General features: G+C 44.3%; 24 protein-coding genes and 10 tRNA genes. 25 read left to right on the top strand and 9 right to left on the bottom strand.

The window, feature by feature from the left end:
- Positions 1-25: 25 nt before the first annotated feature.
- The 6 genes from FKN88_RS16070 to rsgA all read right to left on the bottom strand — a co-directional run bounded on the left by FKN88_RS16070 (position 26) and on the right by rsgA (position 8,046).
- Positions 26-1,150 carry a murein hydrolase activator EnvC gene (locus FKN88_RS16070; protein ID WP_154169355.1) on the bottom strand — a complete coding sequence of 375 codons (1,125 nt, stop codon included), beginning with the start codon at positions 1,148-1,150 and terminating at the stop codon, positions 26-28.
- 131 nt (positions 1,151-1,281) lie between these two features.
- Positions 1,282-2,508: a DEAD/DEAH box helicase gene (locus FKN88_RS16065; RefSeq protein WP_306687677.1), complete on the bottom strand. Its 1,227-nt coding sequence runs from the start codon at positions 2,506-2,508 to the stop codon at positions 1,282-1,284.
- 182 nt (positions 2,509-2,690) lie between these two features.
- Positions 2,691-4,223: a 2,3-bisphosphoglycerate-independent phosphoglycerate mutase gene (gene gpmM / locus FKN88_RS16060; protein WP_306687676.1), complete on the bottom strand. Its 1,533-nt coding sequence runs from the start codon at positions 4,221-4,223 to the stop codon at positions 2,691-2,693.
- 186 nt (positions 4,224-4,409) lie between these two features.
- Entirely contained in the window at positions 4,410-5,825 is a 1,416-nt protein-coding gene (locus tag FKN88_RS16055; protein ID WP_158137733.1) for a DASS family sodium-coupled anion symporter, read from the bottom strand.
- 204 nt (positions 5,826-6,029) lie between these two features.
- Entirely contained in the window at positions 6,030-6,887 is an 858-nt protein-coding gene (gene asd, locus FKN88_RS16050; RefSeq protein ID WP_187985437.1) for an archaetidylserine decarboxylase, read from the bottom strand.
- A 94-nt stretch (positions 6,888-6,981) separates the two neighbouring features.
- A complete protein-coding gene (gene rsgA / locus FKN88_RS16045; RefSeq protein ID WP_306687675.1) occupies positions 6,982-8,046 on the bottom strand; it encodes a small ribosomal subunit biogenesis GTPase RsgA in 1,065 nt (354 codons plus the stop codon).
- A gap of 140 nt (positions 8,047-8,186) precedes the next feature.
- On the opposite strand from rsgA, the gene orn reads away from it, so the two are divergent.
- The 11 genes from orn (at position 8,187) to FKN88_RS15990 (ending at position 10,232) form a co-directional block, all read left to right on the top strand.
- On the top strand, positions 8,187-8,732 hold the full coding sequence (gene orn / locus FKN88_RS16040; protein WP_154169347.1) for an oligoribonuclease: 546 nt from the start codon (positions 8,187-8,189) through the stop codon (positions 8,730-8,732).
- 214 nt (positions 8,733-8,946) lie between these two features.
- A tRNA-Gly gene (locus FKN88_RS16035) sits at positions 8,947-9,022 on the top strand.
- Between the two features lie 78 nt (positions 9,023-9,100).
- Positions 9,101-9,177, top strand: a tRNA-Met gene (locus tag FKN88_RS16030).
- A gap of 34 nt (positions 9,178-9,211) precedes the next feature.
- Positions 9,212-9,287 (top strand) — tRNA-Gly (locus FKN88_RS16025).
- A gap of 33 nt (positions 9,288-9,320) precedes the next feature.
- Positions 9,321-9,411: transfer RNA gene (locus FKN88_RS16020), tRNA-Ser, on the top strand.
- A 41-nt stretch (positions 9,412-9,452) separates the two neighbouring features.
- Positions 9,453-9,529: transfer RNA gene (locus FKN88_RS16015), tRNA-Met, on the top strand.
- A gap of 34 nt (positions 9,530-9,563) precedes the next feature.
- A tRNA-Gly gene (locus tag FKN88_RS16010) sits at positions 9,564-9,639 on the top strand.
- A 33-nt stretch (positions 9,640-9,672) separates the two neighbouring features.
- A tRNA-Ser gene (locus FKN88_RS16005) sits at positions 9,673-9,763 on the top strand.
- A gap of 41 nt (positions 9,764-9,804) precedes the next feature.
- Positions 9,805-9,881 (top strand) — tRNA-Met (locus tag FKN88_RS16000).
- A 34-nt stretch (positions 9,882-9,915) separates the two neighbouring features.
- Positions 9,916-9,991, top strand: a tRNA-Gly gene (locus FKN88_RS15995).
- A gap of 164 nt (positions 9,992-10,155) precedes the next feature.
- A tRNA-Met gene (locus FKN88_RS15990) sits at positions 10,156-10,232 on the top strand.
- Between the two features lie 563 nt (positions 10,233-10,795).
- Here the strand turns inward: FKN88_RS15990 and queG are convergent.
- On the bottom strand, positions 10,796-11,908 hold the full coding sequence (gene queG, locus FKN88_RS15985) for a tRNA epoxyqueuosine(34) reductase QueG (protein ID WP_154169345.1): 1,113 nt from the start codon (positions 11,906-11,908) through the stop codon (positions 10,796-10,798).
- Between the two features lie 218 nt (positions 11,909-12,126).
- Between queG and tsaE the strand changes: the two genes are divergently transcribed.
- The 9 genes from tsaE to FKN88_RS15940 all read left to right on the top strand — a co-directional run bounded on the left by tsaE (position 12,127) and on the right by FKN88_RS15940 (position 21,450).
- Complete coding sequence (tsaE, locus tag FKN88_RS15980; protein WP_154169342.1) at positions 12,127-12,591, top strand: tRNA (adenosine(37)-N6)-threonylcarbamoyltransferase complex ATPase subunit type 1 TsaE; 465 nt, start codon at positions 12,127-12,129, stop codon at positions 12,589-12,591.
- Positions 12,585-14,312, top strand: coding sequence for a LysM peptidoglycan-binding domain-containing protein (locus FKN88_RS15975; protein ID WP_186461197.1), 1,728 nt, complete (start codon positions 12,585-12,587; stop codon positions 14,310-14,312). The genes tsaE and FKN88_RS15975 overlap by 7 nt, the downstream gene beginning before the upstream one ends.
- 12 nt (positions 14,313-14,324) lie before the next feature.
- Positions 14,325-16,238 carry a DNA mismatch repair endonuclease MutL gene (mutL, locus tag FKN88_RS15970; RefSeq protein ID WP_306687674.1) on the top strand — a complete coding sequence of 638 codons (1,914 nt, stop codon included), beginning with the start codon at positions 14,325-14,327 and terminating at the stop codon, positions 16,236-16,238.
- A complete protein-coding gene (gene miaA, locus FKN88_RS15965; protein ID WP_306687673.1) occupies positions 16,238-17,170 on the top strand; it encodes a tRNA (adenosine(37)-N6)-dimethylallyltransferase MiaA in 933 nt (310 codons plus the stop codon). The genes mutL and miaA overlap by 1 nt, the downstream gene beginning before the upstream one ends.
- A gap of 192 nt (positions 17,171-17,362) precedes the next feature.
- Positions 17,363-17,626 carry an RNA chaperone Hfq gene (gene hfq, locus FKN88_RS15960; RefSeq protein ID WP_154169334.1) on the top strand — a complete coding sequence of 88 codons (264 nt, stop codon included), beginning with the start codon at positions 17,363-17,365 and terminating at the stop codon, positions 17,624-17,626.
- A gap of 41 nt (positions 17,627-17,667) precedes the next feature.
- Complete coding sequence (gene hflX / locus FKN88_RS15955; RefSeq protein WP_158137738.1) at positions 17,668-18,957, top strand: ribosome rescue GTPase HflX; 1,290 nt, start codon at positions 17,668-17,670, stop codon at positions 18,955-18,957.
- 45 nt (positions 18,958-19,002) lie between these two features.
- Positions 19,003-20,187 carry an FtsH protease activity modulator HflK gene (gene hflK, locus FKN88_RS15950; protein WP_154169332.1) on the top strand — a complete coding sequence of 395 codons (1,185 nt, stop codon included), beginning with the start codon at positions 19,003-19,005 and terminating at the stop codon, positions 20,185-20,187.
- 2 nt (positions 20,188-20,189) lie between these two features.
- Complete coding sequence (gene hflC, locus FKN88_RS15945) at positions 20,190-21,170, top strand: protease modulator HflC (protein WP_158137742.1); 981 nt, start codon at positions 20,190-20,192, stop codon at positions 21,168-21,170.
- 91 nt (positions 21,171-21,261) lie between these two features.
- Positions 21,262-21,450 carry a DUF2065 domain-containing protein gene (locus FKN88_RS15940; RefSeq protein ID WP_158137743.1) on the top strand — a complete coding sequence of 63 codons (189 nt, stop codon included), beginning with the start codon at positions 21,262-21,264 and terminating at the stop codon, positions 21,448-21,450.
- A 28-nt stretch (positions 21,451-21,478) separates the two neighbouring features.
- Here the strand turns inward: FKN88_RS15940 and FKN88_RS15935 are convergent, their stop codons facing one another.
- On the bottom strand, positions 21,479-21,712 hold the full coding sequence (locus FKN88_RS15935; protein ID WP_161426322.1) for a SlyX family protein: 234 nt from the start codon (positions 21,710-21,712) through the stop codon (positions 21,479-21,481).
- Entirely contained in the window at positions 21,709-22,689 is a 981-nt protein-coding gene (locus FKN88_RS15930) for a WD40 repeat domain-containing protein (protein ID WP_158139003.1), read from the bottom strand. Before FKN88_RS15930 ends, FKN88_RS15935 begins: the two co-directional genes overlap by 4 nt.
- A 140-nt stretch (positions 22,690-22,829) precedes the next feature.
- On the opposite strand from FKN88_RS15930, the gene fkpA reads away from it, so the two are divergent.
- The 5 genes from fkpA to tusB all read left to right on the top strand — a co-directional run bounded on the left by fkpA (position 22,830) and on the right by tusB (position 25,631).
- Complete coding sequence (fkpA, locus tag FKN88_RS15925; protein WP_154169330.1) at positions 22,830-23,594, top strand: FKBP-type peptidyl-prolyl cis-trans isomerase; 765 nt, start codon at positions 22,830-22,832, stop codon at positions 23,592-23,594.
- Between the two features lie 261 nt (positions 23,595-23,855).
- Complete coding sequence (locus FKN88_RS15920) at positions 23,856-24,572, top strand: transcriptional regulator (RefSeq protein ID WP_040905838.1); 717 nt, start codon at positions 23,856-23,858, stop codon at positions 24,570-24,572.
- A 2-nt stretch (positions 24,573-24,574) separates the two neighbouring features.
- Positions 24,575-24,982, top strand: coding sequence for a sulfurtransferase complex subunit TusD (tusD, locus tag FKN88_RS15915; protein ID WP_217516075.1), 408 nt, complete (start codon positions 24,575-24,577; stop codon positions 24,980-24,982).
- Positions 24,979-25,335 (top strand): sulfurtransferase complex subunit TusC, encoded by a 357-nt coding sequence (gene tusC / locus FKN88_RS15910; RefSeq protein WP_161438028.1) that lies wholly within the window; start codon positions 24,979-24,981, stop codon positions 25,333-25,335. The genes tusD and tusC overlap by 4 nt, the downstream gene beginning before the upstream one ends.
- Before the next feature lie 17 nt (positions 25,336-25,352).
- A complete protein-coding gene (gene tusB, locus FKN88_RS15905) occupies positions 25,353-25,631 on the top strand; it encodes a sulfurtransferase complex subunit TusB (RefSeq protein ID WP_004397618.1) in 279 nt (92 codons plus the stop codon).
- The last annotated feature ends 112 nt before the right edge of the window (positions 25,632-25,743 follow it).

The following is a 25,743-nucleotide window of genomic DNA, read 5'->3' as shown; positions in this document are numbered from 1 at the left end:
TCGTCGTCGATAGCGCTGGTGAGACTTATCGTCTCAGCCATTGGCGTGGGTTTTCAGCTCGGCTATTACGACGAATTTCAAAGTACAACGCGGGACGAGATTGCCCACCAGTATCACCGGCTAAGGCGAGCGTATCTCCTGCGACGACCTTATCGCCCTCTTTTTTCATGAGTGATTGGTTATAACCGTATAAGGTCATATCACCTTTGCCGTGGTCAAGTAAAATCACTAATCCATAGCCACGTAAATACTCCGCAAATACGACCGTTCCCGGATAGACAGCTTTGACGGCTTGCCCATAATTGGCGCTGATCACCATGCCTTTCCAATCGACTTGACCAGTTTGTTTCTCTCCAAACTGGTGCAACACGTTACCTTGCAGTGGCCAGGGTAGCTTACCTCTTTGCTGAGCGAGTCCATCCATCGGTACTGCATTACGCTTCGCTGCTTTGGCGATTTCAGCTTTTAAGCGAGTTTCATTGCGTTGCAGTTCGGCAAGATAAACTTGATCGCCCGAGATACTTTGTTGAATGGTATTGACGGTTTTACGCCGCTCCGCTTGAGTGCTGGCGAGCTTATCGCGCTTATCGGTTTGTTGTTGCAATAGGGCGGTGATTTGATCACGCTCACGCTGCAGTTGCTTTTCACTTTCGTTGAGCGCTTGATGGGTTGTTTGTAAACTGCGTAAGGTTTCCGTACGCGCTTTGGCCAAATGTTGATAATACTGACTAATTCTATCTTGCTCGACGCCACTTTTGAGGAGATCGCCGCTGGCCAGTGCTCGCTGAGTTACATAGTACGTCTGTAACAGTTGAGTGAGTTTTTCGGTCTGTTGCTGGCGCTGCTGTTCTAACTCAAGTCGGTTTTTTTGAATATTGGCGAGATTGTCATTAGCGGTCACGACATCACGTTGGGTATTTTTAATTTGATTTTCTAGCTGAGAGATAGACAACTCTTGTTGTCTAAGTGAACGCTGTAATTGATCCAGTTCTTTTTGTCGTTGGCTCAGTGACTGCTGTTGACGAGAGATTTCGTTTTTGACGCCAGAAAGCTCTTGTTGCGAAGCGGCATAAGCAGCACCTGATGAGGTGGTAATCGCTAAGCAGACCGCCAATAATCGCACAGTAAGTTTTAGAATAGACAACGTCATGTTTAGGCAATCATCACCATTAAAATTGTTGAATGCCCAGTATACTCAAAGTCACGTATCAGGCGAGCAGCATAATGTAAACTTTGTGCGGTTTTTTGTCATACTGCTCATTTGTCGTTAAGGATCGGCGTTTAGCGAGATGATTTCGGTTGAAACTGTTTCACACTGCGCTTTTGGGCACTCCGTCGATTGGCTTGTTTATCTCGTGGTTGACGTTTTGGCACCGTGGTGGCGGGTTGATCTGTAACGGGAAAATCGGCCAACGTCTGCAACACAAGAGGGCGTTGAGTCAGTTGACGAATGGCATCGAGGATCGCGTTTTCATTATGACAAACTAAAGAGAGAGCGAGACCTGTTTGCCCAGCTCGTGCGGTTCGCCCAACGCGGTGAATATACACTGCCGGGCTTGGCGGTAAATCAAAATTGATGACCACAGGAAGCTGTTCAATATGAATGCCTCTTGCCAATAAATCGGTTGCGATTAGCACTTCAATTTTCTGCTGTTTAAATTGAGTCAAGATTTGCTCACGATCGGTTTGATCTTTATTACCATGGAGTGCGGCAACACGAATTCCAGCTTTAAGGAGTCTTTTGGCCAGTGCGTCTGCATTATCTCGAGCGCTAATAAAGACCAAGACTTGAGACCAATGATGTTGTTTGAGTAAATGAATCAAGACTTGTGCTTTGCTGCCTTTATTGACCAAGTACAGTTGTTCATCAATCTCTGGCACGGTTTGATTCGGCAGATTAGCGCTGATCTTAATGGGATCGTTTAACGGCTGGAGGGCTTTTTCTTCAAGCTCGGGGAGTAAGGTTGCAGAAAATAGCAGGGTTTGTTTTTTAGCGGGTAAATGGGTCATGATCCGCTGCACATCTGGCCAAAATCCCATCTCTAATAGCCGGTCAGCCTCATCCAGTACCAGATGTTGTAGCGATGATAAGTTTATGATCTGTTGCTCAATAAGATCCAATAATCGCCCTGGCGTAGCAACGATGAGCTGAGGGTTTTGCGCTAATTGATCCTGTTGCCATTGCTGGTCAACCCCTCCACAAAGTGGACACACATCGATGTTCATCGGTTTGGCGATTAAGCCCAGCGCTTGGCTAACTTGGGTTGCCAGTTCACGCGTCGGTACGATGATCAAGGTTTGAATGTGTGGTGTCATCGGGAGTATTTTTTGTAATAGCGGTAAACCATAAGCGAAGGTTTTACCGCTGCCCGTTTGAGCGAGAGCGAGCAGATCACGACCAGATAAAATCACAGGAATCGCCAACTGCTGGATTGTGGTCGGAGTATGTAACTCAGCGGGCAGTGCACTAAGTAGAGAAGAAGCTAAATTAAGCTCAGAAAAGGTCATAAATACATCATGGATGAGGAAAGCGGTGGTCTGAGTCTAAAGCTATTCATCGTTGGCGACAACTAACGATGATAGCGATGCCAAGTAAGCAACCGTTAAGTAAAATCCATCGATAAAAAATCCCCTTAAATAGCGAATTTAAGGGGATCAATGCTTCAAAAATCGTACGCTAATAACAAGCGTTATGAATAAAGCACTTTACCTGACATATCTGCGGGAATTTCCATGTCAGCCAGCGCTAACATGGTTGGTGCGAGATCCGACAGTTTACCGCCCTCTTGTAGAGTAATTGATTTATTACCGACATAAATCAGCGGTACTGGTAAACTGGTGTGAGCCGTATGTACGCCACCGGTTTCAGGGTTAATCATCATTTCAGCGTTACCGTGGTCTGCGGTGATGAGCAACTGACCATCGACTTCTTTAATTGCTTCAACCACTCGGCCAATACATTCATCGACCGCTTCACAAGCTTTAACCGCCGCTTCATAAACACCAGTATGGCCGACCATATCACCATTTGGATAATTACAAACGATCGCATCGTATTGACCGGATTTAATCGCCGCAACCAGTTTATCGGTGAGTTCTTTGGAGCTCATTTCTGGTTGAAGATCGTAAGTCGCGACTTTTGGAGAGGCCACTAGCTGGCGCTCTTCACCAGGAAACTCGTTTTCTGCGCCACCGTTAAAGAAGAAGGTCACGTGGGCGTACTTCTCTGTTTCTGAAATACGCAGCTGAGTTTTGCCCGCTTTAGAAAGCCATTCACCATAAGTGTTTTCTAGCGATGCTGGTGGGAAAGCGGTCGCTAGTGGAATATCGGCAGCATACTGAGTTAGCATCACGAAATTGACATTAGGGAACACTTGACGAGTGAAACCATCAAAATCGGCGACAAACGTGCGGGTGATTTCACGAGCACGGTCAGCACGATAGTTTAAAAATAGTACCGCATCACCATCTTGCATGGCTGCTGATTCTTGATCTGCGCTACGAATTTCTGTGGCTTTGACGAACTCATCGTTTTCTTCACGCGCATAAGCGGCATTAAGGCCAGCAACGGCAGAGTCATAGGTGAACTCTGCTTTAGCTTGAGTTAATAAGTCATAAGCTTGCTGAACGCGATCCCAGTTATTATCACGGTCCATGGCATAATAACGACCGATAAGAGAAGCGATGCGTCCTTTACCGAGTTTGCTAAATAGGTCTTGGAAACGTGCCAATGAACCCTCAGCACTGCGTGGTGGGGTATCACGTCCGTCAAGGAAGCAGTGTAGGTAAATTTTCTCTGCGCCACGAGCGGCGGCTAGCTCTACTGCCGCATAGATATGGTCTTCGTGAGAGTGCACACCACCTGGCGACATCAATCCCATCAGGTGAACCGCTTTGCCTTCGGCTACCGCTTTATCAATCGCCTTCACAATCGCTTCATTATGCTGGAATTCACCATCTGCGATTGATTTAGTAATGCGGGTCAAATCTTGATAAACAATCCGTCCTGCACCGATGTTAGTATGGCCAACTTCAGAGTTTCCCATTTGACCGTCAGGTAGACCCACATCCATGCCAGAAGCAGAAATAAGAGTATGAGGATGATTTTCCATCAACGCATCAAGTACGGGTGTGTGCGCATTGTTGATCGCGTTGCTGGTGTTATCTTCACGGTAGCCCCAACCGTCAAGAATCACTAGAGCCATAGGCTTCTTAGCAGACATAATTATAACCTCGTCAAATTCATGGTAATGAGAAATAAAAAACTAGCGTAATTTTACTACACTTTCTCCGCTTTGCAGTAGGTTAAGATCAATGATTCTACCTATCAATCCGAAGAATGTTGTCTATGGATCAACATACGTTGTTTTTGCTTCCCTCAACGGCAATCGATTGATGTTACGCTCTCATTAAGTTAACGCCCAAGTGGCCAAATACACAATACATAATCCTACGAGTCCAAGAATTAAACCGGTTTTAGCCATATCTTTACTTTCAATTAAGCCTGTGGAGTAAGCTAATGAGTTAGGCGGTGTTGATACCGGAAGGATCATGCCTAAAGAAGCGGAGAACGCGACCACGACCAATAACCCTTGTAGGCCACCAATCTCCGTTAAACTGGACATCGAGACACCAATAGCGGCAGCAATTGGCATTAATAAGTTTGCTGTTGCCGTATTAGACATGAAGTTCGCCATTAGCCAGCAGACCATCGATAGCGAAATGACGATGAACATCGGTGATAAGCTTTCATAGTCAATGGCATGGGCTAAGGCAACGGCAAGTCCGGTATGTTCTAACCCAATACCGATCGCAATCCCCCCTGCCACTAGCCATAATACGTCCCAGTTAATTTGCTTGAGTTCTTCTTTACCCATAATGCCTGTTAACGTAAATACAGCTAGTGGAATGATCGAGACCACATAAGTATTCATGCCATGCAGAGCGGTACTCATCCACAATAAAATCGTCGTTGCAAAAGTGATGTAGACGACGATTGCTCGCCAAGAGCGTTGAAATGTGCCCTGTAATTTTAGCGTCATTTGTTGTTGTGATGAGGGAAATAAATACTGCAATAAAAACCAAGCAATGGTTAATTGAACAATCACAAAGGGTAGACCCATCATCATCCAAGATAGAAAGTCTATGCTGTTCTCTCCCGTTAAATACTGTAAAGCAATCGCATTCGGTGGTGTACCAATCGGCGTCGCGATGCCTCCTGTATTCGCAGCAATCGGAATGGATAGCACCAAAGCTTTAATGCCTAGCTCCCCTTTCGGCGCAGAGGCGACGATGGGGCCAAGTAGAGCCAACATCATTACTGTCGTAGCCGTATTTGACATGAACATCGAGAATACGGAGGTGATGAGCATCAATCCAAGCATAATAAATTTAGGTTGATGACCAAACGGGCGCAGTAATACCCGTGCTAAGTTGTTATCCAGTTGATATTTTGACGCCGCGATCGCTAAGGCGAATCCACCCATAAACAGAATAATGATCGGTGAAGAGAAGGCACCAAGAATGTCAGTGTAAGGGATTAAATGCCCGACCTCATGTTGTTCAATTGGGGAGCGGAACCAATGTAACCCCTTGTCTGAAATCATAATTAATAATAAAGCGATGATCAGAATAGAAGTGGCAAAAACGGGTACCGGTTCTAAGACCCAGAGTAGAGCCGCGAGTAAAAAAATAGCCAGCAAGCGATGCTGAACGAGTGTCAATTCATCAATAGGAATGATGTCGATGGGCAGTAAGAGTACACCGACAGGAATCAAAAAACAGATTGCTAGCCGAGTCAGTAACCCGGTCGATAACGTTGACATAAGAGCGTCCTTTGCAAAAATATCCGAATGTCATCTAGGGTAAAGCATTGCTATGAAAAGATCGTAATAGGGAGTGGAAAATTGTTAGCTTAGACACAGTTCATCAGTGGAAAGATCGGCTCAGAACAAACATAGGCACCACTTTTAGTGATAAAAATGGCGCCTATATTGCATTTAACGCGTTGGAAATAAGGAGGAACTTGATTAGGCTTTGTGGGCGTAAGCAGAACCGAGCAGGGTTGGCGTATTTAACTGCATGCTACTATCGAAACGAATCTGTTGTTTCGCAAATAGATTGATAACGGTTGACCCCAACTTAAATCGACCCATCTCTTGGCCTTTTTTCAACTGGATAGCATTAACACCTTCTGCTGGATAATCCCAACGATACACGGTATTACCGCGCGGTGGAGTCATGGTTCCTGCCCATATCATCTCGATACTGCCAACAATCGTTGCACCGACCAGTACTTGAGCCAGTGGGCCAAATTCGGTATCAAAAATACAAACAACCCGTTCGTTACGGGCAAACAAATTGGGCACATTCTCTGCGGTCAGCGGGTTAACAGAAAATAGATCGCCCGGCACATAGATCATTTGTCGTAATGTACCATCACATGGCATATGCACTCGGTGATAATCTCGTGGTGATAGGTAGAGAGTGGCAAACTCACCATCACGAAACTCTTCAGCCAGTTTTGCATCCCCCCCAAGCAGTGCTTGAGCAGAATACTGATGGCCTTTTGCTTGAATCAGTTGGCCGTCAGTTATTGGGCCGAATTGACTGACGCAAGCGTCGGCTGGATGAACGAGTGTCGCTTCGTCATCGACAACGGGGCGTAGGCCAGGCTTTAACTCACGGACAAAAAATTCGTTAAATGTCGCAAAGTGTTTTGGATCGGAATGTAACGCTTCACTCATGTTGACATTGTATTGTTTAATAAACCAGCGAATGATGGCGGTGGTTAGACTACCTGCCTTCGCTGACGCGAGTTTACCGACTAAACGGGTTAAAGCATGTTGTGGCAGCCAATATTGCAGCCTAACTTTAAATTTATCCATCGTATGTTATTTCCAATCTATCATCTTTATTTTGGCGCGAAATGGTACTGAAAAATAATCCGCGTGTCATCAGACTCTGTCCGTCTGTGAGTATTTATTGTTGGTCTGATTTTTTATTGCGAGAATATTGTCGATTGGCTTTATTTTCCGACATGCTCTCAATAATACGGTGATAGTTATCAAAGCGTTGTGCGCTGATTTTACCGTTTTCTACGGCTTCTCTCAGTAAGCAACCCGGGTCATCACCATGTTTACAGTCACGAAATTTACATCCACCTAAATAGGGACGAAATTCTACATAAGCTTTGGTCACTTCCTCTGCGGCTAAGTGCCATAAACCAAACTCACGAATGCCCGGAGAGTCAATCAAATCGCCACCCGATGGGATGTGATATAAGCGAGCTGCGGTCGTGGTATGCTGTCCAAGCCCTGAGTTCTCAGAGATTTTACCCTCTTCAGCAATGATGCCGAGTTGAGGCATCAAAGCATTGACTAAGCTTGATTTTCCTACACCGGATTGACCGACAAAGATATTAATCTTATGACTTAACTTACTCTCTAATAACGCGATATTTTCGCCACTTTCTTTACTGACAAAAATGACGTCATAGCCAATTTCTTGGTAAGCGACCAATTGCTGTTGATAATTTGTCCGCTGCGCTTCACTGAGTAAATCGACTTTATTAAGAACGATGATAGGAGCGATAGATAGTGTTTCTGCAGCAATTAAGTAACGATCGATGATATTCAGCGATAATTCAGGTAAGACAGAAGAGACAATGATCATTTGCTCAACATTAGCCGCGACGGGTTTTAAACCATCGTAATAATCCGGACGAGTCAGAACTGAGCTGCGAGGCTCTACCGCTTCGACCACGCCTGAAATTCCAGCAAGAGTTTCCACGCCAGGGCGCCAAATGACTTGATCGCCACACACCAAACTTTCGATTCCGCGACGTAAATTACATCGATGAACGATCTTTGTGTCGGGGTCTTCAATATCTGCATGTTGACCAAATCGCGTGATCACTAGACCGGATTTGGCATTTTCCAGCATCGATTCGTCCCACTGTACGGAGTCTTCTTGTTTTAACTTACGGTGCTGGTTATTTCTAACTCGGCGCACTTGGCCTTTAGTGAGTTTTTTCTTCTTTGTCACGTTTTTTCACTTTAAGTTTTTTAACTTAGAACGATGCCTAACTCAATTTATCACTGTGCGCTGCACAGCGGTATCGTGGTTAGGGAGATTTAGGTTATAGTACCTTTTTTATTGGCAAACCCCTATAGGCACTTAATTATATGTCTTTTAGCGATCAAAACTTGATTTGGATTGATCTGGAGATGACCGGGTTAGACCCTGATGTCCATAAGATCATTGAAATAGCAACCATTGTTACCGATAGTCAACTGAATGTATTGGCAGAAGGACCGGTGTTAGCTATTCATCAATCCGAAACCGAGTTACAAAAAATGGATGAGTGGTGTACTCGTACCCATACCCATAGTGGGCTAGTGGACCGAGTGCGCCGCAGTTCGATCAATGAAGTTCAAGCGATAGAACAGACGATTGATTTTTTACAACACTGGGTTCCTGCTGGTGCTTCACCGATTTGTGGAAATAGCGTTGGTCAAGATCGACGTTTTCTTTACCGACATATGCCAGAGCTAGAAGTGTATTTTCATTATCGTTGTATTGATGTGAGCACTATCAAGGAACTGACTCGTCGTTGGCAGCCTGAGATTGCTGCGGGATTCAGTAAACAAGGAACTCATCTTGCCTTAGATGATATTCGAGAATCTATCGCCGAGCTTAAATTTTATCGTTCTCACGTTTTCAAAATTTAATAATCCTAACTATCGAGCGGTGAAGGGCGGTATGGTTGACCGCTTTTCTTTAATTGAATGGTTGTAATTTCGTCTGGATCTGTGTGTTTTTTGTTTAAGTGGTTTTTTTTATCGTCATACGAAAAGAAAAATGATTTTTTTTGCTTTAACTACTTGCATCACAAAAAAATGCACTTATAATTCGCAGCCCTGAACAGCACAAAACGTTGTTGATGCGACACTAGCTCAGTTGGTAGAGCGCAACCTTGCCAAGGTTGAGGTCACGAGTTCGAACCTCGTGTGTCGCTCCAGATTTGCTTTTATTGCTGATGGCGATAAAACAATAAAGTTACAAAGCTGACATCGTGCTTAACGGTGAGTAATACGGACGCGGGGTGGAGCAGCCTGGTAGCTCGTCGGGCTCATAACCCGAAGGTCGTCGGTTCAAATCCGGCCCCCGCAACCAAATAGATAGCCTTTATCGTGCTTAACGGTGAAATGCGACACTAGCTCAGTTGGTAGAGCGCAACCTTGCCAAGGTTGAGGTCACGAGTTCGAACCTCGTGTGTCGCTCCAGATTCAAGCTTTCATTGCGCTTAGTAATGAGATGCGACACTCGCTCAGTTGATAGAGCGCAACCTTGCTAAGGTTGAGGTCACGCCTTTTTGTTTAAAGAAAGTGAACCTCGTGTGTCGCTCCAGTTTCAAAGCTTACATCGTGCTTAACGATGAGCAATACGGACGCGGGGTGGAGCAGCCTGGTAGCTCGTCGGGCTCATAACCCGAAGGTCGTCGGTTCAAATCCGGCCCCCGCAACCAAACAGATAGCTTTTATCGTGCTTAACGGTGAAATGCGACACTAGCTCAGTTGGTAGAGCGCAACCTTGCCAAGGTTGAGGTCACGAGTTCGAACCTCGTGTGTCGCTCCAGATTCAAGCTTTCATTGCGCTTAGTAATGAGATGCGACACTCGCTCAGTTGATAGAGCGCAACCTTGCTAAGGTTGAGGTCACGCCTTTTTGTTTAAAGAAAGTGAACCTCGTGTGTCGCTCCAGTTTCAAAGCTTACATCGTGCTTAACGATGAGCAATACGGACGCGGGGTGGAGCAGCCTGGTAGCTCGTCGGGCTCATAACCCGAAGGTCGTCGGTTCAAATCCGGCCCCCGCAACCAAATAGATAGCCTTTATCGTGCTTAACGGTGAAATGCGACACTAGCTCAGTTGGTAGAGCGCAACCTTGCCAAGGTTGAGGTCACGAGTTCGAACCTCGTGTGTCGCTCCAGATTTAAGTTTTCATTGCACTTAGCAATGAGATACGACATTCGCTCAGTTAATAGAGCGCAACCTTTCCAAGGTTGAGGTCACGCCTTTTTGTTTAAAGAAAGTGAACCTCGTGTGTCGCTCCAGTTTCAAGCCTACATCGTGCTTAACGATGAGCAATACGGACGCGGGGTGGAGCAGCCTGGTAGCTCGTCGGGCTCATAACCCGAAGGTCGTCGGTTCAAATCCGGCCCCCGCAACCAATTTAAAAACAAAAGACTACGCTGTTGCGTGGTTTTTTCTGTCTATTCTGAAAAATTGACACCATGTCAATGCTCTTTATCATGCTGTGAAGCATAACCCCATCAAAAAAAACATCTTATTTTCTGCCAAGAAAGTTTGGCCAGAAATCGTATTAGATACATGACTAAAAACGGAGTCTACCGCTGATGTAGTCAGGCTTTGTTTTATCCATGCACAGAGTTATCCACATTTTGAATTTGTGGATAACTTGGTGCATAACGTGTTTTTAGCTTGAAGATAGAGGCTTGTTCAGACGATCTTTTTGCCGATGGGGAATAATATCAGAGTGATAATTTTTTTATTAAGTTAATGATTTTAAATGGTATTTTGGTTTGTTCTCTGTGGTGTAAGAGCCGCATGAACGATCATTAACTGTATTTTCTTTGATCCTTATCATTTCCTGCTAATGTGATTAACTTTTTTGAAGTTTAGCAAACGCTGTCTCATTTAATATTTTTCCACACCTAAGAATTTGCGAAGTGAATCAAAGAATGTACATCAATGATGTTGGGTTATTTCATGCTCACGCATCTCTCGGCAAGCCTTTTTCAATAATTCTAATTAGTCTTTGCTGTTTATTCGTAATACTAGCCAACTGCTCTCTCTGCTGTGTTAATGCCCATTCAATATGCTCATCTAATAGTTCACTTTCTCCTGTTTTTTGCTCTAAGGCATCGATGATTCTTTGTGAATAGGGCGCATTACCCATTGCAATAATCAAATTGCGTTGCCATTGTTGATGACCAATACGGCGTATGGCAGAACCTTGCATATGGTGTAAAAAGGTTTTCTCATCCCATGAAAATAAAGCAACAAGATCGGCATTATTCAACACCTCTCGTCGATGGAAGTCGTCTTCTTGGGTAAGATCAGCAAAACGGTTCCAAGGGCAGACGAGTTGGCAGTCATCACAACCATAGATACGATTACCGATTGCCGTTCGAAATTCTTCTGGGATCACCCCTGAATACTCAATCGTTAAATAAGAGATACAGCGCCGTGCATCGACAACCCCTTCTTCGACAATCGCACCAGTCGGGCATGAGGTCATACATGCTCGACACTGTCCACATTGATTCTCTGACGGTGTATCGACTGGCAGAGGAATATCAACGAGCAGTTCGCCTAAAAAGAACCATGATCCTGCCTCTTTATCGAGAATTAAAGAATGTTTTCCCGTCCAGCCAAGCCCAGCTTTTTGTGCCAGAGGCCTTTCTAAAATAGGTGCGGAATCAACAAAAGGACGATAGCCCAACTGACCGACTTCTTGTTCGATTTTATCAGCTAATTTTTTGAGTTGATTACGAACCAATTTATGGTAATCGCGTCCAAGTGCATAGCGACTAATATAACCTTGGGTTGGATCTGATAAATTCGCGGCAAATTGCGCTTGTGGTGGAAGGTAGTTGATGCGGACACTGATCACTCGAAGTGTACCGGGTAACAGTTCTGCTGGGCGAGCACGTAACATACCATGGCGAGCCATCCACTCCATCTCACCGTGATACCCTGCATCTAACCATGCTTGTAAAGCTGCTTCATGTTGACTTAAATCGACGTCGCAGATCCCTGCTTTGTCAAAGCCGAGTTCTTTTGCCCATTGTTTGATTTGTTCGGCTAGTGAATGAAGGTCCATTATCAGTATTGGTCATGGTCATTGGGCGGCGGATCTTAACGGATCTCACTCGATTGATCCAGCCAGTGAGTGGCTAGTTGTATCGATATTAGATTTGATATGAAGATTTTTCTGTTTACTTACAGAACAGAGCTTGTCTCTTAAAACTAACCCAGTTTACTATTCGTTCTCTTTTTATTTTTATATAGTGCTAGCTAGACGCTTTAGAGATCCGATTCATGACCATAAAAACTTTTACTTTAAAAGATGAACAACAGACGGTAATGCTAGGAATGCGCTTAGCTCAATTATGTTCCCAGCAGACGACACTTTATCTTTACGGTGATTTAGGCGCAGGGAAAACCACCTTAAGTCGCGGTTTCATTAGAGCGTTAGGCCATGAAGGAAATGTGAAAAGCCCAACTTATACTTTAGTTGAGCCATACCAGTTAGCGGATTGGCAGGTTTATCATTTTGATCTTTACCGATTGGCGGATCCTGAAGAACTCGAGTTTATGGGAATTCGTGATTATTTTACCGATGATGCTATTTGCTTGGTGGAGTGGCCTGAAAAAGGTCAAGGTTTATTGCCAACACCAGATTTAACGATATCGCTTCGCTATGAGGGTGAGCAACGTCAGGCGAGTGTGAGCGCAAATAGCGAGTATGGATGCACCTTATTGAGTCAGTTGGAGTTATGTTGAGCATTAATTACGGTCGTTTTTTGCGTTATTGGTGGCTATTGGTCACATTATTATCTGCTATCAGTAGCGTTCAGGCTAATGTATTAGAAGGGGTTAGAGTTTGGCCTTCCCCTGATGCCACTCGCGTAGTGATCGATTTAAAGTCAGAAGCGGACTTTAGTTATTTCACGCTAAGCAGCCCAGAACGCTTGGTGGTCGATCTAAAACAGACTTCATTAGCTGCCGTTTTGCCAGTAACGGTCTCTGATAGTGCGATATTGAAACGGATTCGCGCGAGTACACCACCAGAAAAAACAACTTTTCGTTTAGTACTTGAATTAGCCAATAAGTCGACGCCCAATATTTTTAAATTACCTCCCACACCAGGTGGGCAATATGGTCATCGTTTGGTGATTGATTTACCTCATTCACCCGCTCCTGCAGCGGCGACGTCGAGTACGCCCGCTCGTTCGCCCAATGTAGTGAGCCGCGATGCGTCTCAGTTAGTCGGTACTGCAGATATTATTATTGCTATCGATGCGGGACATGGTGGTGAAGATCCCGGTTCTATTGGCCCAACTCGTAAATTTGAAAAAGATGCCACATTAAGCGTTTCTAAAAAATTGGCGGATCAAATTAATGCGGTTCCGGGTATGAAAGCCGTATTAACACGAACCGGTGACTATTACGTAAGCTTGAATAATCGGACTGAAATTGCTCGTCGTAATCGTGCTCATCTATTGGTTTCAGTTCATGCTGACGCTTTTCATACTCCACAGCCAAGAGGGGCTTCAGTTTTTGTGCTTAATACTCGGCGGGCCAACACTGAAATTGCGCGTTGGGTTGAAAATCATGAGCAGCAATCGGAGTTACTCGGAGGGGCCGGTGAAGTTTTGGCGCGGACGAATAACGACCGTAATGTCAGTCAAACATTATTAGATTTACAGTTTAGCCATTCGCAAAAAGAAGGCCATAAAGTGGCGACCAATCTTTTACAAGAGCTAGGCAAAGTCGCTCACTTACATAAAGCGGAGCCTGTGAATGCCAGTCTGGCGGTATTGAAGTCGCCCGATATTCCATCAGTATTAGTAGAGATTGGTTTTATCTCTAACCCTATCGAAGAGCGATTGATTTTTCAACGTAGCCATCAAGATAAGCTCGCACGAGCGATGGGCAAAGCGTTAGTGCAATACTTTGAGGAAAATCCTCCAGAAGGAACCTTGTTTGCTAACCGAGGTAAAACTCAGCAACATCAAGTACAACGAGGTGAGTCGTTATCTGTGATTGCCCAAAAATATGGAGCGACCGTTTCTGGGATCATGCAAGCGAATAAATTAAAAGATTCTCGCTTAACGGTGGGTCAGCGATTAACTATTCCCGGAGGAGAACGTGGTCCTATTCCGGTACCGGTGGTCAATAATCCAGTGGAAACCGAAACCATTACCCATGTGGTTAAATCGGGAGAGTTTTTAGGCCGTTTAGCGGCGAATTATAAAGTCTCTATCGATGCGATACGCCGAGAAAATAACCTTAAGTCTGACACGTTATTTGTTGGTCAAAAGCTTAATATTACGGTGAGCTTAAAAGATAAACCTTTGCGTAAACACACGGTACAGAGTGGTGAGTTTCTTGGTCGGATCGCCAATCAGTACAATGTAACGGTACAGAGTATTCGTGAGGCTAATCAATTGCGCTCAGATCAATTGGCGGTAGGCCAAGTACTGATCATTCCCAACCGATAAGATAGGCAGGTTATGACGATTCGTATTCTACCCGCCCGTTTAGCAAACCAAATTGCCGCGGGTGAGGTGGTGGAAAGGCCGGCTTCGGTAGTAAAAGAGCTGGTAGAAAACAGCTTGGATTCAGGGGCCACACGGATTGAAATTGATATTGAGAAAGGTGGCGCTAAGTTAATTCGAGTTCGCGATAACGGCTCTGGGATCAATAAGGATGAGCTTGGCTTAGCCTTAAGTCGACATGCGACATCGAAAATACAAACACTGGACGATCTCGAAGCGATCATTAGCCTAGGATTTCGTGGGGAAGCGTTAGCCAGTATTAGCTCGGTTTCTCGCTTAACCATCACTTCTCGTCCGGCGACTCAAGAAGAAGCATGGTCGGCGTACAGTGAAGGGCGCGATATGGCTGTCAAGCTGCAGCCTAGTGCCCATCCAGTAGGGACCACAGTTGAAGTTTTGGATCTGTTTTTCAATACACCGGCAAGACGCAAATTTTTACGTACAGAAAAAACAGAGTTTACCCATATTGATGAACTCTTAAAGCGTATTGCTTTGAGCCGTTTTGATGTCAGTTTGACGCTGCGCCATAATGGAAAAATTATCCGTCAGTACCGTGCCGCGAGCAGTGAACGGCAAGAAGAAAATCGTTTGGCTGCGGTATGTGGTACGTCTTTTGTTAAGCATATGCTGAAAATAGAGCTAGCTCATCAAGGGTTAAGATTGCATGGCTGGATAACGACGCCACAAGGCGCTCGTCAGCAAAGTGATCTGCAATATTGTTATGTAAACGGACGTATGATGCGTGACAAGCTGATCAATCATGCGATTCGACAAAGTTATGAGAGCAGTTTAAGGCCAGATCAATGTGCAACCTATGTACTGTTCATTGAACTTGATCCTCATTTGGTTGATGTCAATGTACATCCTGCGAAACATGAGGTTCGTTTTCATCAAGCTCGCTTAGTGCATGATTTTATTTATCAAGCACTAAGCGGTGCTCTTGCTGATAGTCAACATATTGAAACTCCCGAGCTTAACCAAGCCGCTTTCTCTGCTCCTGTTCCGACATATATGTCGAATGAGCGGTCAACGGAGCCTGATCAGCCAGCTCGAAATCTGAGTGATAAAGACGGTTATTCTCGTCAGTATTTAACGACAGAACGTCCATCGCAAGCGGTCATTCAAGAAGCAAAAGCCTCTCACTCATGGAATCGTCCGACGACGGCTAAGCCACGATCGTCTGCGCCAGTTATGGCTGAGCAAAGTCAAGCTTATCAGCAGTTAATGAAAGTGAGCGAAGCGCCAGTTTCAATAGAAAATCGTTTATCAACCACTGAAAAATCGTCAACGCTTTCACGGATAGTGACTAAATTAGGTAAAGCCATCGCTGTCGTTGATGGACAATATCTGCTGATGACTACGGATCAAGGATGTGTCTTACTGGCGCTAACGAAAGCAGTTGAGTGGAGAGTTCGTGGTCAATTAAATAGTCAAGAAGAGCCATTAAAGAGTCAGCCGTTATTGGTCCCTTTGAGTGTAAAAGTGTCTAACGAGGAGATCCGTGGTTTCGAATTATACCGTGAGTTGCTCGAACGTTTAGGGATTCATCTGGTGACTCGTTCTCATCAGACGGTGATGGTGATGGGGGTTCCTCAGCCATTAAGACAGCAAAATCTACAGCTTTTGATTCCGGATCTGTTATCTTACCTTGCTTTACATGGTGCTTCAGGAGTGTTGACTTTGAATGTCGACAATATCGTCACGTGGCTTAGCCAGCGTGTCTTGATAGAAAAAAACGACTACACTTTATCAGAAGCCATTCAATTAATTGCCGAGCTTGAGCAATTATGGCCAGGTAAACTGCCATTGCATGATGGCCATTTTATTCAACCTGTCGATTTTTCGGCAACCATTGCAGCATTAAATTAATGACCAAACCACTACCATTAGCTTTATTTTTAATGGGCCCAACCGCCTCCGGTAAAACCGATTTAGCCATTCGTTTACGTCAGAAATATCCTGTCGAAATCATCAGTGTTGATTCAGCATTGATCTATAAAGGAATGGATGTTGGCACAGCAAAGCCTGATGCCAGAGAGTTGGCTTTGGCTCCCCATCGATTGATTGATATCTTAGATCCGAGTGAAGCTTACTCCGTTGCGAATTTTCGACAAGATGCGCTACGAGAAATGCAAGTCATTGTTAATGAAGGAAAAATCCCGTTACTGGTTGGTGGGACCATGCTTTATTATAAAGCCTTGTTAGATGGTTTATCGCCTTTACCTGCGGCCAATCCAGCGGTTCGTCAGCAAATCGAGTCACAAGCTCAAGAGCAAGGTTGGGCGGCTCTGCATGCCCAACTGCAACAAATTGATCCAATTTCAGCGGCAAGAATTCATCCAAATGATCCACAAAGATTGTCGAGAGCATTGGAAGTTTATAAAATTTCAGGTAAAACTCTTACTGAACTGACACAAACGAAAGGAGAATCAATCCCTTTTCGAGTTAAGCAGTTTGCCATCGCGCCCATGGATAGGGCTGAGCTCCACCGTCGAATTGAACTCCGCTTCGAGAAGATGGTCAAATCAGGTTTTGAAGAAGAAGTCAAAGCGCTCTATGATCGTAATGATCTTCATCCTGATCTACCCTCAATACGTTGTGTTGGTTATCGACAGATGTGGGATTACTTTGACGGAAATAGCACGCTTGATGAGGCTATTTATCGTGGTATTTGTGCCACCCGTCAGTTAGCCAAGCGCCAGCTCACCTGGTTACGCAGCTGGGATGAGTTAACTTGGTTGGATAGTGAGAACATTGAACGCGCGGTAGAAACTCTTGCAAATGCCATAGCATCTGATTGAGTAAGCTGTGTATAATGTGATCGCTTTTGCGTGATGTACCCTGTAAAGGAACCGTCACTTGTTGATCAATATTGTATTGATAGATCAGTGGTATAGGGTGTTTTTATCGTTTAGCTCAGATGTAAAGGCCGCACCAACTTATGTGCACCACTAGCTAAATAACTACAACAAAATACAAATAAGGAAAATAAAATGGCTAAGGGGCAATCTCTACAAGACCCATTCTTAAATGCACTACGCCGCGAGCGTATTCCTGTTTCTATCTATTTAGTAAACGGCATTAAGTTACAAGGTCAAATTGAATCGTTTGATCAATTCGTGATCTTGTTAAAAAACACCGTAAATCAGATGGTTTATAAGCATGCTATCTCTACCGTTGTACCTGCACGCCCGGTTAGCCATCACACTGGTGAGCGACCTGCAGGTGAGCGTGGCACAGAGAAATCCGACGATTAATTATTTGACGTCATATTATCATTCATTAAGGAGTTGAACGCTTGTTTGACCGTTATGAAGCCGGTGAGCGAGCGGTACTTGTTCATATCAACTTTACGCAAAAGGGTGAGTGGGAAAATCTCAAAGAGTGCGAAATGCTGGTCTCTTCTGCTGGAGTATCAACTCTGCAGGTAGTGACTGGTAGCCGTCAATCTCCTCACCCTAAATATTTCGTTGGAGAGGGCAAAGCTCAAGAGATTGCTCAAGCTGTGCAATCAACTGAAGCCGACGTGGTGATTTTTAATCATTCCCTTTCTCCTGCTCAAGAGCGAAATTTAGAACAACTTTGCCAATGTCGAGTGATTGATAGAACCGGTCTTATTCTGGATATCTTTGCTCAGCGAGCTCGTACTCACGAAGGGAAGTTGCAAGTTGAATTAGCTCAGTTGCGTCATATTTCGACCCGTTTAGTTCGAGGTTGGACCCACTTAGAAAGACAAAAAGGTGGGATTGGCTTACGTGGGCCAGGAGAAACTCAGTTAGAAACTGACCGACGTTTATTGCGTGAGCGAATTAAAGCGATCCTACGCCGTTTAGAGAAAGTGGCAAAACAGCGTGAACAAGGACGCCGAGCGAGAAACCGTGCAGAAATTCCAACGATTTCACTGGTTGGTTATACCAATGCAGGTAAATCGACTCTGTTTAACCAAATTACCTCCGCTGGAGTGTACGCTGCGGATCAACTGTTCGCTACGTTAGACCCGACGCTACGAAAGATCGAACTACTGGATGTAGGGCCAGCTATTTTGGCCGATACGGTAGGGTTCATTCGTCATTTACCCCACGATTTAGTGGCGGCATTCAAAGCAACGTTACAAGAAACTCAGCAAGCTGACATTTTGTTACATGTTGTGGATGCCAGTGACGACCGCTTTCGTGAGAATATCCAAGCGGTTGATGATGTTCTACTAGAGATTGACGCACATGAAGTGCCAAGTTTACTGGTTATGAACAAAATCGATAATCTAGAAGGCCAATATCCTCGTATAGAAAGAGATGATGAAGGTGTTCCTAGAGCTGTTTGGGTATCGGCGATGGATGGGTTGGGGATGGATCAGTTGTTTACTGCGCTGACCGAACGTCTGGCCAGTAATATCGTCCAATATTGTTTACGCGTTCCTCCTGAACATCAAGGTCGAATTCGGAGCACTTTCTTCCAAATGAACTGCATTGAAAAGGAAGAGTATGATCCAGAGGGCAATCTGCTAATATCAGTTCGTATGCAACAAGTGGATTGGTCTAGACTAGAGAAAAGAGAAGAGGCAGTTTTACGTGACTTTATCGTCACTTAAAGGACTGCTAGAGTATAACGTCATATCAAATGATGGAGCTTTCTAATGGCGTGGAATGAGCCCGGAAATAACAACGGCAACAACGGCCGCGATAATGACCCTTGGGGAAATAATAATCGCGGTAACAAAGGTGGTCGTGAGCAAGGTCCGCCAGATTTAGACGAAGTGTTTAATAAACTGAGTCAGAAGCTGGGCGGAAAGTTTGGTAAAGGGGGCAATGGGCCTTCGTTTGCTGGTGGTGGAGCAATGGGTTTTGGCGTTATCGCCGTGCTTGCTGTTGCCATTTGGTTTTTCTCAGGCTTCTATACAATTGGAGAAGCCGAACGAGGCGTTGTCTTAAGACTAGGTCAATACGATCGTGTAGTTAATCCTGGTTTGAATTGGCGCCCTCGTTTTATTGATGAAGTAACGCCTGTCAATATTCAAGCGATTCGTTCGTTGAGCGCTTCTGGTATCATGTTGACCAAAGATGAAAACGTCGTCAACGTGGCGATGGATGTTCAATATCGTATCGTTGACCCATACAAGTATTTGTATCGAGTTGTTAATCCCGATGATAGTTTGCATCAAGCCACCGATTCAGCGCTACGTGCGGTGATTGGTGACTCACTGATGGATAGTATCTTAACGGTAGGTCGTCAACAAATTCGTCAAAGTACTCAACAAACACTCAACCAAATCATCGATGATTATGATATGGGTCTATTAGTGGTTGGCGTTAACTTCCAGTCATCACGTCCACCAGAGCAGGTTAAAGATGCTTTTGATGACGCGATTGCTGCTCGAGAAGATGAAGAGCGTTTCATTCGTGAAGCTGAGGCGTACATGAATGAGATTTTACCTCAAGCCACAGGTCGTGCTGAACGTGTTAAACGAGAAGCATTAGGTTACAGCGAGCGAATCATTAATGAAGCATTTGGTCAGGTTGCTCAATTTGAGAAACTGTTACCTGAGTATCAAGCCGCTCCAGAAGTAACGCGCAATCGTATGTATCTCGATACAATGGAACAAGTGTATACCAACAGTTCGAAGATTTTGATTGACTCAGAATCGAGTGGTAACTTGCTCTACTTGCCGATTGATAAACTCGCAGGTCAAGAAGGGGCTAGCCAGTCTCGTCAGACTCGCTCATTATCATTGCAAGATGAAGCTGGACTGCAGTCACAACGTAATGACCCAAGCAGTAGTACGCCTCCTCGCTCAACTAATACTCGTCAAGGGAGAAACTAAACATGCGTAAGTTAATGATCCCGGTCATTGTCGTCTTTTTAGCATTGCTCTTGATGTCGATGTTTGTGGTTCCAGAAGGTGAGCGAGGCATTGTCATTCGTTTTGGACGAGTAATTCAAGACGACAATGAAATGTCTAAAATCTATGAACCAGGCTTGCATTTTAAAATGCCGATTTTTGATCGAGTACACACACTGAATGCTCGTATTCAAACCATGGATGGACGTTCAGACCGTTTTGTAACCTCTGAGCAAAAAGACGTTATTATCGATACCTACGTTAAGTGGCGAATTGAAGATTTTGGCCAATTCTACTTAGCGACGGGGGGAGGTAATATTTTTACCGCACAAGCTCTCCTTGAACGTCGGGTTACGGACGTATTAAGGGCAGAGATCGGTTCTCGAGACATCAAACAAATTGTTTCTGGTCCGCGCAATGAAGCGGTACTTCCTGATAGTCCTGATGATGAGATTGTCACCACTGAAGCCGCGAGACAAGCTTTAGAAGTCGATGGCCAACGCGATCAGATCATGGCGAATGTTCTGAAAGATACTCGAGTCAATGCAAGCAAAGATTTGGGTGTTTATGTGGTTGATTTCAGAATGAAGAAGATTAACCTTCCAGATGAAATCAGTGAGTCGATTTATCGTCGTATGCGTGCTGAGCGTGAAGCGGTTGCTCGTCGTCATCGTTCACAAGGCCGTGAAAGAGCAGAAGTTATTCGTGCTCAGGCGGATCTTGAAGTGGCAACTATTTTAGCTGAAGCAGACAGAACTGCGCGAATTACTCGTGGTCAAGCCGATGCAACATCAGCCAAAGTGTATGCTGACGCTTATAGCAAAGATCCTGAGTTCTTTAGCTTCTTGCGTTCTTTGCAAGCGTATGAAAACTCATTTAGCCAGAAAAGTGATATCTTAGTTTTGGATCCAAAGAGTGACTTCTTCCAATACATGAATAGCGCTAAAGGTTCATCAGTAAAATAATGGCTAGACACTTATTCTAAGTGGTTTAATACCATTGTAATATTATTCAGAAAGGCTCCTAAGGAGCCTTTCTTTTTTAGTAAGGTAGACAATGACTACATCATTATGGATTGCGATAGGATTATTGCTTATCGCTGAAGGTTTAGGGCCGCTGATTGCTCCTCAAGGGTGGCGGACTATGATGCAGCAACTCGCACAGCAAGAAGATAATCAATTGCGGCGAATAGGGGGGTGTTTAGTTGTAATAGGGATGGTGATCGTTTATGTCTTCATGCTTTGAGTGACGTTTTTTGAGTTATTCAAAGTCATTAATAGTGTGGTGGTGGCGTTTCATTGGCTGGATCCGCTAAGTTTGACGTATCCATATTTTTCATTTTCCCGACCACATATTTCATCTGATCTTGCATTTTATTAATTAATAGCTGCTGTTGGGTTAGAGCAGCATTGAGTTCGTCAATGGTTTGTTCTTGAAAAGCGAGTTTACACTCTAAATCATCAATTCGTTGTTGTAGTTGTTGTTCGGTTGCGTTTTGCATGATCATGGATTGAACTCCCATTCTTGAGCGATTCCCGCAGAGGTGCCAGAAATAACGCTGGATTGTGGATTAAAAACCGCATCATACACCACCGCTCTTGGCGGGCGCGCATCTTTTTGTGGTTGAGCTTCGAAGCGAGCTAATTTTTTGCCGTGATCAGTAGACCATACTTCGATGCGACTAGATGGCGTTCCAGTGAGTAGATAACGCCCATCATCTGAAAATCGTGCGCTAGAGAAAATAAGCTGTCTAGAAAGACTACGTAGTTTGGCTTGCTTTTCACCCGTTTGTAAATTCCAAATAATCGATTGATTACCGCCATCAGAAGTAAAAGCTAACTGACCATCACGCTGTAAAGCAACCCGGTTAACCCGCTGTTGATGTTCAAAGCTGTAGATAATCTGTCCACTCTGAGTATCCCATAGATAAGCGGTATAATCATTTCCGCCAGTTAAGGCATAACGCCCGTTGGGGGATAAAGCGACAGAATTTACTTTTTCTTGGTGAGCAAGGAACTCAAGTCGTCGTCCAGTGACTAAATCAACGTAAATGGCTTTACCGTTGGATACACCCAGCAACACTTGTTGCCCATCGTTACTCAGAGCGACATCCATGATTAAACCATCAGAAATGGACCATAACCCTTGAGCTTGGGTCCAGCTTAAGTCCCATACGGCAAAATTGATTTGTGTGGCAGTAATCGCATAACGGCCATTATCAGTAATACGAATGTACGAGACAGGGTTGGCTTCTGGGTCTTGTGCGCCTAGCTCTGCTAGAATTTGCCGTTGTGCTAAATCCCATAAGACCAGTTGGTGCTCTTGGGAATAAATTAATGCAAAGCGTCCGTCGCGGCTTAAGCCAAATCCGGTCGAACCATTGGGTTCTAAAACCCAGCGGTCAGTCTCTTGATTAAAGAAGAAACAGCCATTTAACAGAAAAATGACAACCGTCGGTACTATGAAATGAGAAATTATCCGCAGCACAATTAATTATCCGTTGAGTAGTAAAGACAATTACGAAACATACCGTTATATTGGTACAACATACTATTGTGCACCAGTTTAATTCGTCGGTTTGTGCTCAATAACAGAAAGGTTTACCTACAAAGTTGGAGAATTGAATGAAATCGTTTTTTAAAGTGTCATTGCTTGCCGCTACGGTTGCGCTAGCTGCTGGTTGTCAGAAAGAAGAGACAACGGCTACCCCAAATGCCTCTGTTGCCGTTCAAAGTGTCACTTTTAAGTCAGAGGATGATAAAGCGGCTTACGCGATAGGTGTTTCTTTTGCTAATTATTTAACCAGTAGTATCGAAAAGCCTAATGAAATTGGTATTGATCTTAATAAAGACATGGTGCTGAGAGGTATCGAGCATGTTTTTGCTGGTGCACCGCAAATGGATGAACAGCAGACTCGTGAAGCATTAGAAGCGTTGGATAAGCGTGTTGCTGCGTCAATGCAAGCACAAGCGGCTGAAAAAGCCGCCACCAATAAGCAAGCTGGAGATGCGTTCCGCGCTGAGTTTGAGAAGCAAGAAGGCGTCAAAAAAACTGATTCAGGATTGCTTTATCAAGTCTTAACTGAAGCGCAAGGTGAGTCGCCAAAAGAGACCGATACGGTACAAGTGCATTACAAAGGCACATTGACCGATGGTACTCAGTTTGATAGCTCTTACGATCGTGGTGAGCCCGCTACCTTCCCTCTTAATCGTGTGATCCCTGGTTGGACAGAAGGCGTGCAACTGATGCAAGTAGGTTCTAAATATAAGTTCGTCATTCCGCCAGAATTAGCCTATGGCGAGCAAGATACGCCAACCATTCCTGCAAACTCTACTCTAGTTTTTGAAGTGGAGCTGTTGAAAGTAGAAAATGGCGATGCAGCGCAATAAATAAGGGATAGCCATTCATTCTTTATTAAAAGTATCAAAGGCCTGAAGATTCAGGCCTTTTTTATAAGTAAAACTCACTTGTTTAACCAATTTTTTTATCATCCCTTGTCAAATGGTAAAAGTACGGATGCTTTGCTAGGGAGATATTCATCGTATAATTTGTTCTAAGTCACTGCATCGTAAGATAGCCTAGTCTAGGTTTAAAATTTTCTGATAAACTTACATCAATTTGTTGATTTTACGTTCTAAGGTCTAGGTACAGTGACAACGACAGAAAGCATTAACGCCGATATGCTCATGGATATGGAATTTGTGCATGTAAAGCCATTTACTGAGCACGATAAAGTGATTTTACGTTCCTATGAAGCGATGGTGGATGGTTTAGCGAGTTTAATTGGCCCCTTTTGTGAAATTGTTTTGCACTCGTTAGAAGATCTGAATACTTCGGCGATAAAAATTGCTAATGGCGAGAATACAGGTCGCCAAGTGGGCTCGCCGATCACCGATTTAGCGTTAAAAATGCTGCGTGATATTGAAGGCTCCGAACGCAATTTTTCTCGCTCGTATTTCACCAGAGCGAAAGGTGGGGTATTGATGAAATCTATTACGGTTGCCATTCGTAATGGAGAGCATCGAGTGATTGGTTTGTTATGCATTAACGTCAATCTTGATGCGCCTTTTTCACAGGTGTTGCACTCTTTTATGCCGACACCAGAAGCTCAAGAGGCTGCTGCTCCGGTTAACTTTGCCAGTGATGTGGTCGAGTTGGTTGATCAAACTGTTGAGCGGACTATTGAAGAGATTAATGCCGATAAATCAGTATCAAACAATACTAAAAATCGTCAGATTGTCATGGCGTTGTATGATAAAGGTATTTTTGATATTAAAGATGCGATTAATCGTGTTGCTGAACGATTAAATATCTCCAAACATACGGTTTATTTGTATATCCGCCAACGTAAAACCGAGGATGAGTGATTGTGAGTCAGTCAAGCACACCATTGACCTATGCTCTATTGGTAACGGGTCCAGCTTATGGAACTCAGTCTGCTCGTAATGCTTATCTTTTTGCTCAATCGGTGCTCGAGAAAGGCCATAGTATTAAGCGTATTTTCTTCTATCAAGAAGGTGTGCTGAATGGGTCGGGTTTAACCGTGCCTGCTAACGATGAATTTGATCTTGTGAAAGCATGGCAAACCATGGCGACGAAGCATCAAATTCGCTTAGAAACCTGCGTTGCTGCAGCGTTACGACGTGGTATTGTTAGCCAAAGCGAAGCCGAACAGCATCAATTATCAACATCGAGTTTGGCGATGGGAGTGACACAAGCGGGGCTAGGAGCGCTGGCAGAAGCGCTATTAACTGAGGATAGAGTGGTACAATTTTGAAGAAAATCGCCTTTGTTTTTCATTCTCCTCCTCACGCCACCAGTGCTGGACGAGAAGGACTCGATGCCGTGCTCGCGGCATCGGCTTACAGTGATGATTTAGCGGTCTTTTTTGTCGGTGAAGGAGTTTTGCAATTGGTCTCTGGGCAAGATCCTAAGGTGATTTTAAGTCGAGACTACATTAGCACATTCAAACTGCTCGATTTGTATGAGATTGAGTCGTGTTATGTCTGTGAACAAAGCCTTGCCGAATGGGGCTTAACCAGCGAAGCATTACTTATTGATGTCTCGCCACTTTCTCCTCAAGCTATTGGGGCAATGTGGCAATCTTTTGATCACATTGTGACTTTTTAATACCACAGGATAGACGTGTGCTGCATATTATTAAACATCCTCAACAGCTAAAATTAGTTCGTCGTTATTTTCAAGCTCATGATAGCCTATTGCTGGTCGAAAATGCCGTTTATCTTACTAACCCAAACAGCCCTTATTTCACCGATTTACAGACCATTAAGTCGGTCTATGCACTGCGTGAGGATCTTTCTGCTCGTGGTTGGTTAGAAATGTGTTCAGGTTCTATTGAGCAAGTCACGATGAATGATTTTGTTGAAATGACAGTAAATGAAGATAAATCAATAAGTTGGTCTTAATTTTTATCGAGTGTCCGTAAAAGTATCCACCATACTGATGTTGGTGGATAAAAAAGATCTGTATATTTCTTGACACACCTCCCACTGCTGCATAGAATTTTGCGTCCCTATT

Origin of the sequence: Vibrio sp. 2017_1457_13 (assembly GCF_030851525.1) — a bacterium.
Lineage (GTDB): Bacteria > Pseudomonadota > Gammaproteobacteria > Enterobacterales > Vibrionaceae > Vibrio > Vibrio metschnikovii.
This window is presented reverse-complemented; position numbering and strand designations above follow the sequence as displayed.